General features: G+C 40.7%; 15 protein-coding genes. 3 read left to right on the forward strand and 12 right to left on the reverse strand.

Features of this window, described 5'->3' with window-relative positions:
• Positions 1 to 123 precede the first annotated feature (123 nt).
• Positions 124 to 990, forward strand: coding sequence for a peptidylprolyl isomerase (locus tag BW986_RS09375; protein ID WP_076367292.1), 867 nt, complete (start codon positions 124 to 126; stop codon positions 988 to 990).
• A 55-nt stretch (positions 991 to 1,045) separates the two neighbouring features.
• On the opposite strand, the gene BW986_RS09380 is transcribed toward BW986_RS09375, so the two are convergent.
• The 8 genes from BW986_RS09380 to cysK all read right to left on the reverse strand — a co-directional run bounded on the left by BW986_RS09380 (position 1,046) and on the right by cysK (position 10,092).
• Positions 1,046 to 1,228 (reverse strand): sporulation YhaL family protein, encoded by a 183-nt coding sequence (locus BW986_RS09380; protein ID WP_053344914.1) that lies wholly within the window; start codon positions 1,226 to 1,228, stop codon positions 1,046 to 1,048.
• A 100-nt stretch (positions 1,229 to 1,328) separates the two neighbouring features.
• On the reverse strand, positions 1,329 to 2,267 hold the full coding sequence (gene yhaM, locus BW986_RS09385; RefSeq protein ID WP_076367294.1) for a 3'-5' exoribonuclease YhaM: 939 nt from the start codon (positions 2,265 to 2,267) through the stop codon (positions 1,329 to 1,331).
• 178 nt (positions 2,268 to 2,445) lie between these two features.
• Complete coding sequence (locus BW986_RS09390; RefSeq protein ID WP_076367296.1) at positions 2,446 to 3,144, reverse strand: (2Fe-2S)-binding protein; 699 nt, start codon at positions 3,142 to 3,144, stop codon at positions 2,446 to 2,448.
• Complete coding sequence (locus tag BW986_RS09395; RefSeq protein WP_076367298.1) at positions 3,137 to 3,961, reverse strand: ABC transporter ATP-binding protein; 825 nt, start codon at positions 3,959 to 3,961, stop codon at positions 3,137 to 3,139. The genes BW986_RS09390 and BW986_RS09395 overlap by 8 nt, the downstream gene beginning before the upstream one ends.
• Before the next feature lie 328 nt (positions 3,962 to 4,289).
• Positions 4,290 to 4,697 (reverse strand): hypothetical protein, encoded by a 408-nt coding sequence (locus BW986_RS09400; protein WP_260320801.1) that lies wholly within the window; start codon positions 4,695 to 4,697, stop codon positions 4,290 to 4,292.
• Positions 4,698 to 4,728: 31 nt separating this feature from the next.
• Complete coding sequence (locus tag BW986_RS09405; protein WP_076367302.1) at positions 4,729 to 7,758, reverse strand: ATP-binding protein; 3,030 nt, start codon at positions 7,756 to 7,758, stop codon at positions 4,729 to 4,731.
• 21 nt (positions 7,759 to 7,779) lie between these two features.
• On the reverse strand, positions 7,780 to 8,991 hold the full coding sequence (locus BW986_RS09410) for a metallophosphoesterase family protein (RefSeq protein ID WP_076367304.1): 1,212 nt from the start codon (positions 8,989 to 8,991) through the stop codon (positions 7,780 to 7,782).
• Between the two features lie 177 nt (positions 8,992 to 9,168).
• Positions 9,169 to 10,092: a cysteine synthase A gene (cysK, locus tag BW986_RS09415; protein ID WP_076367305.1), complete on the reverse strand. Its 924-nt coding sequence runs from the start codon at positions 10,090 to 10,092 to the stop codon at positions 9,169 to 9,171.
• Between the two features lie 333 nt (positions 10,093 to 10,425).
• On the opposite strand from cysK, the gene BW986_RS09420 reads away from it, so the two are divergent.
• A complete protein-coding gene (locus BW986_RS09420) occupies positions 10,426 to 10,614 on the forward strand; it encodes a YhzD family protein (protein ID WP_034314725.1) in 189 nt (62 codons plus the stop codon).
• Positions 10,615 to 10,954: 340 nt separating this feature from the next.
• Here the strand turns inward: BW986_RS09420 and BW986_RS09425 are convergent, their stop codons facing one another.
• The gene (locus BW986_RS09425) at positions 10,955 to 11,752 is read right to left on the reverse strand and encodes an enoyl-CoA hydratase (protein ID WP_081395555.1); all 798 of its coding nucleotides are present in this window, start codon (positions 11,750 to 11,752) and stop codon (positions 10,955 to 10,957) included.
• Between the two features lie 92 nt (positions 11,753 to 11,844).
• Positions 11,845 to 13,461, reverse strand: coding sequence for a long-chain fatty acid--CoA ligase (locus BW986_RS09430; RefSeq protein WP_076367307.1), 1,617 nt, complete (start codon positions 13,459 to 13,461; stop codon positions 11,845 to 11,847).
• A 387-nt stretch (positions 13,462 to 13,848) separates the two neighbouring features.
• Between BW986_RS09430 and BW986_RS09435 the strand changes: the two genes are divergently transcribed.
• Positions 13,849 to 14,727, forward strand: coding sequence for a dimethylarginine dimethylaminohydrolase family protein (locus tag BW986_RS09435; RefSeq protein WP_179086032.1), 879 nt, complete (start codon positions 13,849 to 13,851; stop codon positions 14,725 to 14,727).
• A gap of 129 nt (positions 14,728 to 14,856) precedes the next feature.
• Here BW986_RS09435 and BW986_RS09440 read toward each other — a convergent pair whose 3' ends face one another.
• Positions 14,857 to 15,342, reverse strand: coding sequence for an HIT family protein (locus tag BW986_RS09440; protein ID WP_076367972.1), 486 nt, complete (start codon positions 15,340 to 15,342; stop codon positions 14,857 to 14,859).
• A gap of 99 nt (positions 15,343 to 15,441) precedes the next feature.
• Positions 15,442 to 15,837, reverse strand: a complete 396-nt coding sequence (locus tag BW986_RS09445) for a hypothetical protein (protein WP_076367309.1) — start codon at positions 15,835 to 15,837, stop codon at positions 15,442 to 15,444.
• Between the last annotated feature and the right edge of the window lie 32 nt (positions 15,838 to 15,869).

The raw sequence follows: 15,869 nt of genomic DNA on the forward strand, positions 1-15,869 counted from the left end.
CAAAAAAATCTTATTCATGCACCAATATATTATTTTTTGTAAAGCAACCAGAATATGTTATAGTTAATTTTGTGGAAATACGAAAAATAGCAAACCAGAAACTTAAAACTAGGAGTTGTTTTTATGAAGAAGTGGGCATTATCGATTGCTGTTACTGCAGGGCTGATCGGACTTACAGCATGCAACAGTGATAAGGAAGCAGTCGTGGAAACTAAAGCGGGGGATATAACTAAAGAAGAATTTTACAATGTAATGAAAGACCGTTATGGTGAAACCGTTCTTCAGGAACTTGTTTATGAAAAAGTTCTTTCTGAAAAATACACAGTAACCGATAAAGAAGTTAAAGCTAAAACGGACGAACTTAAAGAGCAAATGGGCGAAAATTTCGAAACGGCCCTGGCCTCTTCCGGATATAAGAGCGAAGATGATCTTAAACGTGCACTTAAAATCGGCATGCTTCAAGAAAAAGCAGCCGTTGCCGATATAAAGGTTAAAGAAGCTGATGTGAAAAAAGCTTATGAAAACTATAAACCACAAATCAAAGCGAGACATATTCTAGTGAAAGACCAAAAAACAGCCAACGAAGTTAAAGCTAAATTGGACAAAGGCGAAGATTTCGCTAAACTTGCAAAAGAATATTCAACAGACACAGGCACAGCTGAAAAAGGCGGCGAGCTAGGCTGGTTCGGACAAGGTGAAATGGTTCCTGCATTTGAAGAACAAGCTTACAAAATGAAGAAAGATGAAATCAGCAAGCCGATTAAATCTGATTATGGCTACCACATCATCCAACTTCTTGATACAAAAGAAAAGGAATCATACAAAGATATGAAAAAAGATCTTGAATATGATTTGAAAGTCGCTCAAATTGACCAAACTAAAGTTCAGGATATTTTGAATTCAGAAGTCAAAAAAGCTGACGTGAAGATTAAAGATAAAGATCTAAAAGATGCCATCACTTCTGGTGACACAACCAATGCTGAAAAATAATTGAATAGAAAAAAAGCGACAGGATTCGCCTGTCGCTTTTTTTTCATCATTCGAGTCATGCCCCCTGATTTATATCCTTTTTACGCCGCTCGCGCTCTTCTTCCATGCGTTCAATGTACTTCTGACCTTCCTTCTCAATCCAAGCATCATCTATGAGGCGTTCCTGCCTAGCTGTCCAAATTGACATGACTGCACTGACAATTATCCCAATAAACACGAACCAGATCCAAATTGGCATGTCCATTCCCTCCCCAAAAAATCTACTGTTCATTTACTAGAGAATATGCGCGAACAAAAAAAATATGCTTCTTTCTCCATCGAGAAAGAAACATATTTCATTAAAATGTTGGTTTATAGAATGAACGATTATCGAGCGCGAAGACTCTTTCCGTAAATTCACCCGGTTTCACTTTTTCCAATGCCCGGTCCATCATATTTATCTTGGCATCCATATTATCAATATAATGCAGCACTTCCGCTTCCCTAACCATTGGCGGTTTTGGACTGCCCCACTCAGCTTTACCATGGTGGCTTAATATCAAGTGCTTGAGAATCATGATTTCTTCCGCTTCAATGCCCAATTCCTCTGCAGCTTTGCCGACTTCATTTACCATGATGGTGATATGCCCCAACAAGTTCCCTTCAACTGTATAAACAGTTGAAACAGGTCCAGATAGCTCATGTACCTTTCCAAGGTCATGGAGAATGACTCCTGCATACAAAAGATCCTTATTGAGGGAAGGATATAGTGTTGAAATGGCCTTAGCCAGCCCTAGCATCGAAACAACGTGATAAGCCAGACCCGACATATACTCATGATGGTTCTTGGTGGCAGCAGGAAACGTCAGGAATTCATTCTGGTATTTTTTTATGAGATGCCTAGTCACCCTTTGGATATTCGGATTCCTCATTTCAAAAATGAATTGAGTGATGGTATCCAACATTTCTTCCTGACTTATAGGGGCCGTTTGGATTAAATCGGCTTTCGTTACCCCATCAGTGTCTGAAGTAATTCTGATATTACGGATTTTCAATTGGCTGCGTCCTCGATAATTTTGGACTTCCCCTTGAACTTTCACAGTAGCTTCCGCACTGTATGTTTTCTCATCAGCCTCGGAAACATCCCATAGCTTTGCCTCGATCTCCCCGGTTTTATCACACAAAATCAATGTTAAAAATGGCTTTCCATTACTTGCCACCGCTTTTGTACTCGTTTTAATGTACATATATATATCTACTACTTCACCAATTCCGTAGTGTATGATCCCATTTCCCATGCGACTGCCTCCGTTCAATTAAATATCAACATTATAACATACCAATCTCGTTAGTGCGTTTAGTTTTCGTTAATAAGTGATGGACAATTGACCAGAAAAAGCCTAAGCTGACCGTCTCTTATCACTCCACAAGAAAACCAGGCTTGACCCCAAGCCTGGCTCTCCAATCAAATCTATTTCAACAGTTTTTGTTCGGACAATACGCACATTTTTCCTGACCCTCAATTCGGTAATATAAACAGCATGTCACCCGTTTATAAGGATTCATGGAAGCCGGAACACTTTTTTCCCCAATGAATCGTTTAAATGGCGAATGCTTTTCAATATTAAGCCATACTTCATCTTCAAGCAGCATTTCAATGTCCTTTTCAACTCGCGTCTTTATATCTGCCTGCTTCAATAACTCACTATACATCCATACCGTATAACTCCAAATATTTTCCCAGAGCACTAGTTTCGATATTTTAGCAGTTCCGGAAAAGAAGCGAATGGAATCAGCACCAAAGCTGCTTAAAATGGAATGGAGGGCAGATGTGCTTTCCTTTTCCGTGACATTGCTCCACCTGTTAGTTTTCAACAAAAAATTCGGGAGCCAATGTTCATCTTCTGGATCATCCAAAACGCCAATTTCCTGAAGTGTGCCTTCCCAGATAAGCCGATGTTTGCTGAACATGTAAAATTGTGCCGTGACAAAAAAAGCATAGCGTCTGAACCACATTGAAATTGCTATCCTAGACGTTTCAGCACCAGTCCGGGCTTGTGCATACTGAATAAGCTCATCAGCATGATTGAAGGTCTTGGAAACTTTGGCTTCATCTCGAAAGGAAATGCGATAACCCTGCAGCTCTTTTTCAATAGCAGGTGTTAGGTTATGCATTGGCCAGCGCTTTTAACTGACCTTGGGCATAGCGGCCTTTACCAAACGGGACACACATGGGACTGCCGAAAATTGGATCAAAAGAAATTTGACATTCCATGCTGAATACATGCCGTACCAATTCAGGAGTGATGATATCCTCTGGCCGGCCTTGAGCATGTATCGCCCCATCTTTAAGTGCCACCAGATTATCCGCATAACGGCAAGCTAAATTCAAATCATGAAGCACCATTACGATCGTTCGGTTCTCAAACTCATTCAAGTCGAACAATAAGTCCAAAATCTCGATTTGGTGGGTCATATCAAGATATGTAGTCGGTTCATCCAACAAAATGACGTCCGTATCCTGAGCCAGCGTCATTGCTATCCATGCCCTTTGCTTCTGGCCTCCCGATAATTCATCGACTGCCTGATCCTTTAAACCGGTCAGGTTCGTTGCTTCAATCGCCTTTTGAACTTTTTCTTCATCCACGGAACTCCACTGTTTCAACCAACTTTGATAAGGATATCTTCCTTGTTTAACAAGTTGATACACTGTAAGTCCTTCAGGAGCAACCGGGGATTGTGGAAGAATCGCCATCTTTCTTGCTACATCCTTCGATGACATGGTCGAAATCGCTTTGCCTTCGAGTAAAACTGAGCCGGATTGAGGTTTTAACAATCGGGCAACCGACCTTAGCAGTGTTGATTTTCCACATCCATTAGCACCGATGAATACGGTGATCTCCCCTTTGGGTATTTCTATATTCATATCATTTATAATTAATTTTTCACCATAACCGAGCGATAAAGACTGTGTGTTAATAGCTGGTCGCATTAAAATACTCCCCTTTTAGTCTAATAATACTAGTTTAATGAAAATGATTCTCACTGTCAATCTTTTAAAAAAAATATAAACCAAAAAATCCATGTCCCATTCCGCTTAAACGATTCATTAAAGTGAATACCCCTTTAAAGATATGAAGCTTCCTTTGGAAACATTAATGAAAAAAATCGGTACATTATATTAACATGCCATACCATTTACCACTTCCTGTAGCTTCCGAACGATTCATTAGTCCATTCTCCCCCTCGAGGCAAACCGTATCGGAATTTCCAAGCTCCATTTAGCGGAAAATAAAAAGGCCCTCCATATGGAGAGCCTTTTAACCGACCAGCAGGCGATTTGTACAATGTTCCAGGGATTCATCCCTAATGAAGGTAAATAAATCCTGAAAGGTGAAAGGAATTAATCCTTCTGCAATATTCCATGCATTGACCTCTATTTGATAAAGGATTTCTGATTTTCCTGTAGTGTATAGCTCCTCACTAAGCACAGCAAGTTCGGGATCCAATGCGTGGCCCAACTCATGTGTGAGGATCACCCATGAATATTCCTCAAGCCTTGCAAGCGAGCCTAGGGAGCGTTCACACTGAATTTCGATATCTCTCTCATATAAAGTGATGCTATGTCCTTTGGCAGAATATTTTCCCCCAACACATCGTTCACCAGGAAACTCCTTTTCGATTATTAGCTCCAAAGAAGAATCATGGTGACTTACAAACTCATTCATTTTCAATGACTTCACTCTCTTTATTTATAGTTTATAACCCATTATATTTCGGGATGATCAAATCATTCATATCTTGGCGCAATACGGGGCTGGATAGACGAATCACTTGGTTTTCTCTAAAGTACTCCATTATATATCGGTGACAAGTAAAAAATAAAATTTGCCGTTTTTCCGAAACTTTTTCCAATAACTTGAGCATCCGTTTTGTCCTTTCCGCATCAAAATTGACGAAACTATCATCAATGATGAGAGGGAATGAATCATTTTCAAAAGTATGATCAGCAAGTGCGAGCCTTAGGGAAACATAAATTTGCTCTGCTGTCCCGCGGCTGACCTCTTCAACCCTGAAACTCAAACCATCACTGCGCTGGACCCATATGCCTTCTCCCGACTGATCAAGGATGATTTTATGATAGCTTCCATTCGTTAAAAAGGAAAAATGCCGCTCTGCATCAGCGATGACCTTCGGTAGGCGTTCCCTTTTATATCGGTCCAAGGTTTTATTCAATAAGCTTTTGGCTATTGCCAATTTCGCCCATTCCTTCGCCTCTTCGTTAAATGCAGCTTTTTCCTCATAAAAACGATGAAGTAAGTCATCATAAATCCCTGAAACTTCAAGCTGTTTTATCTTATGCTTCGCATCCGCCTGTTTCTCTAATAAAAGGGATTTCACCTTTACTGAATCCTTACGTTTCCGTTCTAAATTTTCAAACGTATACGTGTTGATCCCCTGTTTTAAGTAAGTTTGTATTTGTTCAGGCAGCATTCTGGATTGCCCAATTTGAATGGTGATCAAATCGAGCTGTTTTTGTAAAGCAATTTTCTTTTCGGACAATGCAGCGTCTTGCCTGAACTCTTCCTCGTCCTTGACCTTCGCTAACTTAAAAAGCATTTCCATTTCTGAATCAAGATAGCCTTTTTCCATCGTCAACTGCTCGATTTCGTTCGTCAAATGACTACGTTCCTGCATCCATTGTATTAGTTGAACGGAGTATTCAACCGCTTTATTCATTTCCCGTTTCAATAGGCCCATCGCTTCCCGCCATGTGGATGGTTCAAAATCAAGGCTGTGTGCAAAATGAAATAAAGCCTTCGATTTACCCTCAAACTCTGCATGCAGAAAATTGTGCATCTTGATTGCTTCATATTTCCTGTCAACGGCTTCCTTCCACTTCTCAAGAAGTTCAAATACAGATTCAAGATTGATTTCCATTCCGGGATAAGACAGGCCCCAACCGCTTAAGATGCTTCTCACTTCTTTATCCAATCCGTCCCTGCTAGTTTCCCAAGTAGCATATTCCTGAATGGTCGATTCAAACGCTTCCTCCCTTTCTTCATATTTAAACATTTCACTTTCAAACCGCCGTTGAAGACGTTGGTCCATTTCAAGCAACCTACCCATCGACTCTCCATCACTCACCCGATTGGTTTCACTGCCAATTGCTGCCCTTTTCCTTTTCATCTCATCCATTTGCCTGATATATCCGGACAATATATCATCACCTTTAAAGAGATGCCTGGAAACGGCAAACAGAACAGCCATGGCTAGAAGTATAATCCCCAACAAAATCTGTTCACTGAAATAACTTCCGATCGCACCTAAACAAAGAAGTACTATTAAACTGCCATTCATGATAAGTGAACGCTTGCGATTATGCGCTTCCTTCTTCCTCTGTAAGGCCAGTTGCTTTTCAAGCTCGAGTATTTGTTCATCAAGAATAAGGGATTGTGCCGCTTCAAATTCGATGTTATTCTGCTTGTTGTATAAAGACTCCAGCTCGATTCTTTTTTCATCTGGGAGTAACTGGGCCTTTATCTCCTTCAAGCGGGATTCTGTAGTTTCCAGACTATCCTTTTGCAGCCCATATTTCTCATCAAGCTGTTTTTTATCATTTTGGAGTTGATGCTTTTCCCTCTCGGCCCTTTTCACCTTTTCCTTCATGAATGTACTGATATCCAATTTTCTTATTTCATCATCAGAAACATCCAAGAATAATTCCTGCTTCACCTTTTCAATATTCTTTTCTTCCAACAGCCTTTCGTGTTCCGCTTTTCTTATATCCAGCTCAAGCTTCTCCAGCAATGTTCCTTGATCGATTGCATGTTCAATCTGCTCTTTATGCTCCTTGATGAACGGATTGATTTCGATTTCCGTGAGTTTTACCTCAAGTTTGTCCATTTTCTCAGTCAATGCCGCAAGCTGGGCTTTCATGGGCATTCCAACTGCCTGAAACTGTTCAAGTCTTTTTAAGCCATCAACAGGCAAACTCACCTCCGGAATTTCACTTATTTCTGTTTCAAGTTCCCGCTGTTCTTCAACCAAGGGTTTAATTCGCAAAAAAGTGCTCACGTTTACAAGGTCCTCTTCAATCTCTTGAATATCCATCGTGACTTTAGAGAGCTCCTCCTTGAGTTTTGCTTCTTCCTGAAGTAATGCCGTATATGACTGCTGTTCTTCTTCCGATGCTTTCACCTTTTTCTGCAATTCCTTAAGTTCTTTCAATCTCACATTCAGTAAAGGTTTTTGGCCTGAAGGCTTGAACCTTAAATCGAGCTCCTTTTGCAATTTCGTTTCGGCTTCAAGAAGTTTATCATTCCCAATCAGCCCAGCTGAAAGCAGATATTTGCTCATGGTCCCTTCACTTAATGTATGTAATCCCTGCAGACCTTGAAGGTCGAAAGAAAAAATGGCTTGGTAATAGTTTTTATCAACGCCATGGAGAATCTCATTCAATTCTTCCTCGCCGCCGACCCTTCCATCCTCGAAGGTCAATTTTACATCACCAGTAGCCTTTCCCTTCACACGCTCAATGACGATTTCCCCTTCATTTTTTGTTATGAGACTGAGCCTTCCCCCATATTTGGCATGCATTTTGGGCTCGTAACGCGGTTCGTTTTGAACCTTTGTCGGAAAACCAAACAGCATACTATGTATGAAGGACATGATGGTTGACTTACCCGATTCATTTTCCCCAAAGAAAACCTGCAGCTGTCCCAATTCAGGAAAACGCTGATTTTCCAGTTTGCCGTAACCATAAACATGGAGGTCTTTAATAATCAAATCCGTTCCTCCTCCCTACATTCATTTATTCGCTTCAAAAACTTGCAAAAGCCATCTTTCCGCTTCATTCAAAAGTTCCCTCTGCTCTTCCGGACCTATTGAATCAAGAAACCGTCTTGCACCCGGATGAATATAAAGCGGGGCCAGAGCAGCATCCGTATCATCAAATTCAGATGCAAGCATCGATACCTCAGCCATAAAGGGCGATATTCCTTCATTTGACCTAATCATCGGCATGGACTGGATGACTTTGATTTTATACACCCAGATAAATGGTTCCCCTTGGTCCTCTTCCTGCAAGATCCGGGTCAATTCTTCAAGATAATCCCCGGAAGGGCCTGCTGCGGCACCTGCATCCAGCTTCAATTCCAAAAGAAAGTTTCTCCCATCGTAACCCTTCTGTTCGATTACTTCCTTGCATTGCTTGAACAGGGCATCAAATCCACCTTCCGCGGATATTTCAATTGTTTCGCTTTCCCATATCACCTCAGAGGTTTCAATAAAAGAATGACGCTTCATGTCCCCGTCTAATTCAACAAGCAAGCACCCTTTAATGCCGGACTCCTTTCTGTTCCTGCCTTGAATATTTCCTGGGTATATCACTAGTGGATCTTCTGATACTACCTGATGTTTATGAATATGGCCTAATGCCCAATAATCGAAATCTTTAGCAGCTAGTTCCTTCAATGAAAAAGGGGCGTATGGGCTATGTTCGGAATTGCCTTCCAAGTTCCCATGAAGCAGACCTATATGATAATCGGCCCCTTCAGCTTTTATGTAGGTTTCGATCATTCTCTCCCTTACGTGACGGCGTGGATAACTGAATCCATAAAGGTGGACAGTCGTCCCATCGATTTTTTCAAACCTTTTCACTTCGGTTTTCCCTGAAAATACGTGGACATTATCCGGAAGCCCCACAGTGATCCATGAGCCGCCGAGATGATCATGGTTACCATGAATGATATAAGCAGGAATCTGATGCTGCTGGAGTTTTTCCATTTCGGCTCGAAAGCGGACCTGTGTCCGCAGACTCCGATTTTCCCCATCAAATAGATCCCCCGATAACACGATAAAGTCAACCTGATGGGAAATTGCTTCATTAATGATAGTTTTAAAAGCTTTAAACGGACTGTCCCTTAATTCCTTTAATATAGATGACGGCATATCCTTCAACCCTGAAAAGGGACTATCCAAATGGAGATCCGCCGCATGAATGAACTTCAAACCGCTCAAAAGTATCACCTCGATTTCTTTCAACGTTTAATTCTAACACAAACAGAACATACTTTCCCATACATTATTATTTTAATACGGCATCATGTACCTGGTTATTCCAGTATTGTCAATTTCAACAGGAAAAAGACCGAATGGCGTGAACATTGTTTCATGCACGGCATTCGGTCTTTTTCTTCATTTAAAAATATCCATACTTAAATATCGTTCACCATTATCCGGTGCAATGCATAATACTCGTTTGCCACTTCCAAGACGACGGGCTTCCTGCAGGGCGGTCCAGACAGAGGCACCTCCTGAAGGTCCAATCAATATACCTTCCTTCGAGGCCAAATCCTTCATGGTGGAAATCGCATCTTCATCTGCCGCTTGAACGATCTCATCAAATACCTCTGTATTTAAAATGTTGGGGATAAAACCAGGGCTCGTACCCACTAATTTATGGGGACCAGGCTTTCCGCCAGAAAGAACTGGGGAACCCTTAGGCTCGACAACGACAACCTTTAACTCCGGCAGATGTTCTTTTAAGGCTTCACCTGTACCGGTTATCGTTCCTCCCGTTCCAGCAGTAGCGACAAACACATCCAGGTTTCCATCCATCTGATCCAGAATCTCGACTGCTGTCGTCACTCTGTGAATATCAGGATTGGCTTGGTTCTCGAATTGCTGCGGAATAAAGCTATTAGGAATCTCCGCGGCAAGTTCCTCAGCTTTACGAATGGCTCCAGGCATCCGCTCTGATGCAGGGGTTAGGACAACTTCCGCTCCGTATGCCTTTAAGATATTGATTCTTTCTTTCGACATATTATCCGGCATGACCATAATGGCCCGATACCCCTTTGCCGCGGCATTCATAGCAAGCCCAATTCCTGTATTCCCTGATGTTGGTTCTATGATCGTGGCCCCGGATTGAATGATACCATCCAATTCAGCCTGCCTAATTAAGTTAAAGGCAGCCCGATCTTTTACGCTGCGGCTCGGATTGAAATATTCAAGTTTCACAAATACATCAGCGTCACCCTCCGCTGTTAAATGATTAATCCTTACAACAGGTGTATCTCCTATCAATTCAGTGATATTATTAACGATTTTTACCGTCATTCAAAAAATCCCCCTTCGATCCATACACTTCCTACCTTTTACTCAGGTTTATTATATCATTTATGATTTTTCATTTTAAAGAGAGAATTCCTCTAGTATAAATAGGTTTTGTTTTCATTGTTTCCAAACTTAAAGGAAGAAACCGTAAAATTAGTTCGATTTAGATATTTTCCATCATTTTTCTAGATATTCAGCTACTTATCAATATTCCCTGTCTTAATACATTCCCTTACATAACAATAGTCAAAATTGACAGATAATGATAAAATTTTTATAACAGTACCTATCTTTAGATAAAAGACAGCATCATTATTGACAAGGGAGTTTTTGAAAATGAGCAGAATATACAAATTAACCGTTTTTGAACCGTCAGGGGAAAAACTATTGGATGAATCATTTACAGCCGAGAATGATGAACAAGCAAAAGAATTGGGACAAAATCTATTAAAGGAAAAAAACTATCAAGATCGAACACATCGCTGTACATCACCTTCAGGCGCTTTATTGCTTTTTCATCGCTGATTGGAAATGGAAGCGCAATCACCTAAAAATATGATCAAGTTTTCCACACATTCCTTATATAAAAAAGGCGGTCACATATCATGACCGCCCCCCAGACTGTAGATAAACTCAAGTTTGCCTGGGTTTTTTTATGCTTATACAATTTAGACGTTGATTTCTGCTCCAAGGCACCCGCTCCAATCAACTTTGTTATAATCTTTAGATAGAAACCATACTCGAGGAGTTGAAGGTTTTACTTTGGTTCAGTTGGTTCAGGAACATCGTTGATGAAAGAAAAGTTTTCCGAATCCCATTTTTCTACAAACAGAGGCCGTCACTAGAAAGTGACGGCCTTTCTCATTCATTTTCCGATGAAGTTCGGTTTTCTTTTTTCCACGAAAGCTTTTATTCCCTCTTGGTGGTCCGCTGTTTGGCGCATTTTCATCTGAGCAGCTTTTTCAATCTCAAGGATCTTAATTAATAGTGGGCGATTTTTTTCACTAAGGATCTTTTTCGTTTTAATCATGGCCTGAACCGGGCTTTGCAGCCATGATTGCACTTTCTTCTCTACCGCATTTTCCAAGGTTCCTTCTGCCACTTCATGAATGAGGCCCTTTTCTTTTGCTTCAAGCGCTGTAAGCACTTTACCTTCCCAGATCAATTCTTTCGCACCCACTTCACCAAGACGGCGTTCAAGGAAAAAGTGTCCGCCGCCATCAGGGATTAATCCAATCCCGATAAAATTCATCGCAACCTTACTGTCCGAATCGGCAATAAGGTGATCGGTTGCAAGAGCTATACTCAACCCAAGCCCTGCAGCCGCACCATGAATGGCACTGATGGTCAATTTAGGCATGAAGTATAGAGTGGTCACCAATTCACTGATTCCATCCATCAGTTCATCGAAAGCGTTTTCTTTTCCAGACGAGAGCATCATCTTAATGTCACCACCTGCGGAAAATGCTTTCCCATTCCCTTTTAAAATGACGACGTCCACTTCATCATTCTCACTCACTTCCTTAAGGGCATTAACGAAATCATGCAGCATCTTCGGATTTAAGGCATTCATGGCCTCTGGACGGTTCATTGCAACAGTAGCCGTCCTGTCCGAATATGTGATTAAAACAGTTCCAGCAGGTGATGTCGATTCAATACTCAATTTATTTCCTCCTCTTTCGTTCTATTAATCTATTATATATTTTTCTTCCATTAACTGAATAGGTAGAAAAGTTATAATTAAACAAATATAGCTTATTTATTGAGATATTTATCTTGAAGCTGATCACGCAATGCCCTTTTCAAGAACTTCCCAACACCAGTTTTCGGGATTTCATCCAAAAAGACCACATCATCCGGAAGCCACCATTTTGCAAACTGCGGCTTTAAAAATTCGATGATGTCCTCCTGGGACACTTGACCCTTGTATGCGTCCTTCAAAACAACACAGGCAATCGGCCGTTCTTGCCATTTTTCATGAGGCACTGCAATTACCGCCGCCTCAAAGATACCTTCATGGGCCATTAATGCATTCTCTATATCTACGGAAGATATCCACTCACCGCCGCTTTTTATCAAGTCCTTGGTCCGGTCGACGATTTTCACGAATCCTTCTTCATCAATCGTGACAACATCCCCCGTATACAGCCAGCCTTCTTTAAACGTATCCTCTGACCGCTCATCCTTAAAATACTCATTGGCTATCCAAGGACCCCTGATCAGCAATTCGCCCATTTCCTTTCCATCAGGCTTCACTTCGCCACCCTGACCGATCACTTTAATTTCTATCATTGGTGAAACAAGGCCCTGCTTGGCCTTCAACTCATAAAGTTCTTCTTCAGGGAGATCTTCCTGATAACTTTTTGGTTTGGATACAAATACTAACGGGCTTGTTTCAGTCATTCCATAGGCATGCAGGAATGGTATCCCATACTTTTGTTCAAAGGTTTTAATCATGCTTTTCGGAGCAGCCGACCCTCCGCATAAAACAGCACGAATGCTGCTCGTATCATGGCTGCCTTCTTCTAGCTCCTTCAATAAGCCCAGCCATATCGTCGGAACCCCTGCTGCGATTGTAACCTTCTCCGTTTCTATAAGCTCAGCCAAAATCTTTGGGGTGAAATAAGGTCCCGGCAAAACCATCTTCGTTCCAAACCAAACACTGGCAAAAGGCATGCCCCAGGCATTCACATGAAACATGGGCACTACAGGAAGTGCCACATCACGTTCGCTTATTGCTGTAGAATCGGCAAGCCCCAGTGCAATCGCATGCAACAAAATTCCGCGATGTGAATAAACCACACCTTTGGGATTCCCGGTCGTGGCGGAAGTATAACATATGCCGGCAGGTGCATTTTCATCCAAGGTTTGAATGAATGGCTGTTTCGGATTCCCTTGGGCTAATAATTTTTCATAATGATAAATAGGTGAAAGGGTCGTTTCAGGCAGCTCATCTTTATCCGTCATTATGATATAACCTTCCACTGTCGTTAACTCATCTTTAATTGCTTCCAAAAGGGGGATGACATCCGGGTCTATCAATAATAATCGATCCTCCGCACTATTGACGATATAAGAAACATGTTGAGGAGACAGACGCATATTGATTGTATGTAGGACAGCACCATGACAAGGAATCGCAAAATAAGCTTCTAAATGCCGATGATGGTTCCAGGCAAGTGTTCCAATACGGTCACCTGTTTGAATACCGAATTTTTCAAGGTTACTGGTCAGCCTTCTTGTACGCTCAGCAATCTCAGCATATGTAAATGTGTGAATTCCACCATCCGTACGCGAAACTACCTCTTTCTTCGGAAAATATTTTTCAGCTCTTTCAATGATTTGAGTCATGATCAATGGAGTATCCATCATTACAATCTCCCCCTTATATTAAAAGCATGCTCATTATATATTCGACCAGAAAAAAAATAATCCTTTTTCCCTAGGTACCGTTTACGATTATTTTGAATCCGGCTTAATCTAGATGAAATCTTTAAATCAGTTTGACGACAGAGAGGGGATTCGGAAAGGGAGCGGATTTCTGAAAACAACTGGAATGTTTTTTTTAGCAAAAAACTTTCTTCGAATTGAACGGATATAACCCGCTTATACCGGGATCATTTATTAGGAACGTAATCTGAGAAGTTTTTTTAACCCATCCAAATTTAGCGGTGCAGTTCCATGGCATATTTTTTATGTTTCTTTCTAGAAAAAGGAGGAAATAGTAAAGATACAATTATATTTAGAAGGAGCTCATTTATGGTAAACAAAATAAACGAAGAACTGGAAGCTTATTGCTCGAGTGAATATTCAAAGCTAACACGGGTGATCGTCTGTGAACCACGTTATATGGAAATCCGGGAGATCATTAACGAAACTCAAAAAGAGTTTCAAGAAGAAAATATCGATCAAACACTTGCATTGGAGCAGCATGCCCAATTTACAAAGGCTCTTGAACATGAAGGGATTGAAGTCATAAAACTTACGCCTCAATTTACATATCCAGAACAAGTTTTCACGAGGGATATCGGTTTCACTCTCGGCAATACCGTTTACGTAGCTGAGCTGGCAACTGGTATCAGGCAGGGTGAAGAACAAATATTGAAATCCTGGCTCGAATCGAATGGTATCTCATATTTCAACCTCCTCAAAAATCATATTGAGGGCGGGGATGTCCTTATTGACGGAAAGACCATCTATATTGGAATCAGTGAAAGAACGGATGAATCATCCGTCAAGCATCTTCAAACCATATTACCGGAATACGATGTCATCGCGATTCCATTCATTGAAACATTCCTTCATTTAGATTGTGTTTTTAATATCATATCACCGACAGAGGCACTTATTTTTCCAGAGTCCTTTACAAAAAAAGAGATGGATTTATTAGCTTCACGTTATGACTTGATTGAAGTGACTAAAGAAGAACAATTCACATTAGGTACCAACGTGCTTTCAATTGGGAATAAAAAATTATTCAGTCTACCATGTAATAAAAACGTGAATAGTCAGCTTCGTGAACGCGGATACGAAATCATTGAAGTCGATATAAGCGAAATCATCAAGTCCGGTGGCTCTTTCCGGTGTTGCACAATGCCACTATTGAGGACAACGAATAAGAAGACTGATTCAGCCTGAGCAGATGAAAGAAACCGGGCTTGTATGGAAGTCCGGTTTCTTTCACCTTTTTTAAACAGGGTGTTATCAAACATTATTATAGATTTTTGTATAGGAAATCACTCATCTGTTTCTTTGGAACTGGAAGGATTAACGGTTTAATTCTTTTTTTAATGCCTCGATTCCATCCGTTACACTTTTTAAGTTTCCACCATCATTCAAGCTGTTTTTTGCATGCAGCAAAACCGGTCTAACTGATTCCACCGAACGTCCAAACTCGTACATCCATTCATATCGAGGAACCATCCAAGTATGAAAATGGTGAGTAGTATCCTCATTGTAGAAATAATAAACGTGTTTGACCCCCAATACTTCCCTTTGAGCTTTTCTAATCTTGGTCAATAAGTTTATGTAATCAACCTTTTCTCGTTGATTTAATTCATCAAAGCACTTAATATGGCGTTTAGAAGCTAATATCACTAAACCTTCAATGGGGTATGCAACGTCTTGGTGAGCATGAAAATATTCAGATTCGACTATTACGCCACCCTCGGCTTCTACTTCCCCACTTATCAGAGCACAGCTTAAACATTCAACTTCCACCATTTTTCCATTAGATAAAGTAATTTTCCCCATAAGCCCCTCCATAAGGTCCCCCATAAAAAGCCATGTGAATTCTAAATGCTTGTCTGGAGGTTTTTGAAAGTACAGGTCTTGCCTTTCTCCTCCTTTTCATTAATGCAGAAGCCTTAATATAGTTTCAGAATCCTTTCTATTTAACTGTACATACTGGCTGTGTTCATCCTTCGTCAATTCTACAATATTTTCATCAGGATTAACCCAAACATAATATACAGCTATTTTACCTTCGCTTTTTTCATCATTAAAATAAAAGATGAAGTCCGCCTTAGGATGATCCTTCTCCAATGTAATTTCTTCCCAATCAGCATTCTTTACTATTTCTTTTGTTTTTTCTGTTTTCCCCATTTCTATCTTTTGTTTATATGCTTCGAATTTGTAGTTTTTACCTTCATATTTTTGGAGGGAAATATGTTCTTGCTTTGTTGTACAACCTGAAGCTAACGTTATTGATAATAAGCAAAGTGCAACCAGGAGCGGTTTCCTTTTCATTATTTGTCATCTCCTCTTACCCTAATGGATTA

This window comes from Peribacillus simplex, assembly GCF_900156045.1.
Classification (GTDB): domain Bacteria; phylum Bacillota; class Bacilli; order Bacillales; family DSM-1321; genus Peribacillus; species Peribacillus simplex_D.

Coding starts and splice junctions, on each gene's coding strand:
- yhaM (WP_076367294.1), bottom strand. CDS start 2,267: ATGGGAAATGGGATCATACACTACGGAATTGGTGAAGTAGTAGATATA.
- BW986_RS09380 (WP_053344914.1), bottom strand. CDS start 1,228: ATGCCAATTTGGATCTGGTTCGTGTTTATTGGGATAATTGTCAGTGCA.
- BW986_RS09420 (WP_034314725.1), top strand. CDS start 10,426: ATGAGCAGAATATACAAATTAACCGTTTTTGAACCGTCAGGGGAAAAA.
- BW986_RS09445 (WP_076367309.1), bottom strand. CDS start 15,837: ATGAAAAGGAAACCGCTCCTGGTTGCACTTTGCTTATTATCAATAACG.
- cysK (WP_076367305.1), bottom strand. CDS start 10,092: ATGACGGTAAAAATCGTTAATAATATCACTGAATTGATAGGAGATACA.
- BW986_RS09440 (WP_076367972.1), bottom strand. CDS start 15,342: ATGGGGAAAATTACTTTATCTAATGGAAAAATGGTGGAAGTTGAATGT.
- BW986_RS09430 (WP_076367307.1), bottom strand. CDS start 13,461: ATGATGGATACTCCATTGATCATGACTCAAATCATTGAAAGAGCTGAA.
- BW986_RS09400 (WP_260320801.1), bottom strand. CDS start 4,697: ATGAATGAGTTTGTAAGTCACCATGATTCTTCTTTGGAGCTAATAATC.
- BW986_RS09390 (WP_076367296.1), bottom strand. CDS start 3,144: ATGCATAACCTAACACCTGCTATTGAAAAAGAGCTGCAGGGTTATCGC.
- BW986_RS09435 (WP_179086032.1), top strand. CDS start 13,849: ATGGTAAACAAAATAAACGAAGAACTGGAAGCTTATTGCTCGAGTGAA.
- BW986_RS09375 (WP_076367292.1), top strand. CDS start 124: ATGAAGAAGTGGGCATTATCGATTGCTGTTACTGCAGGGCTGATCGGA.
- BW986_RS09395 (WP_076367298.1), bottom strand. CDS start 3,961: ATGCGACCAGCTATTAACACACAGTCTTTATCGCTCGGTTATGGTGAA.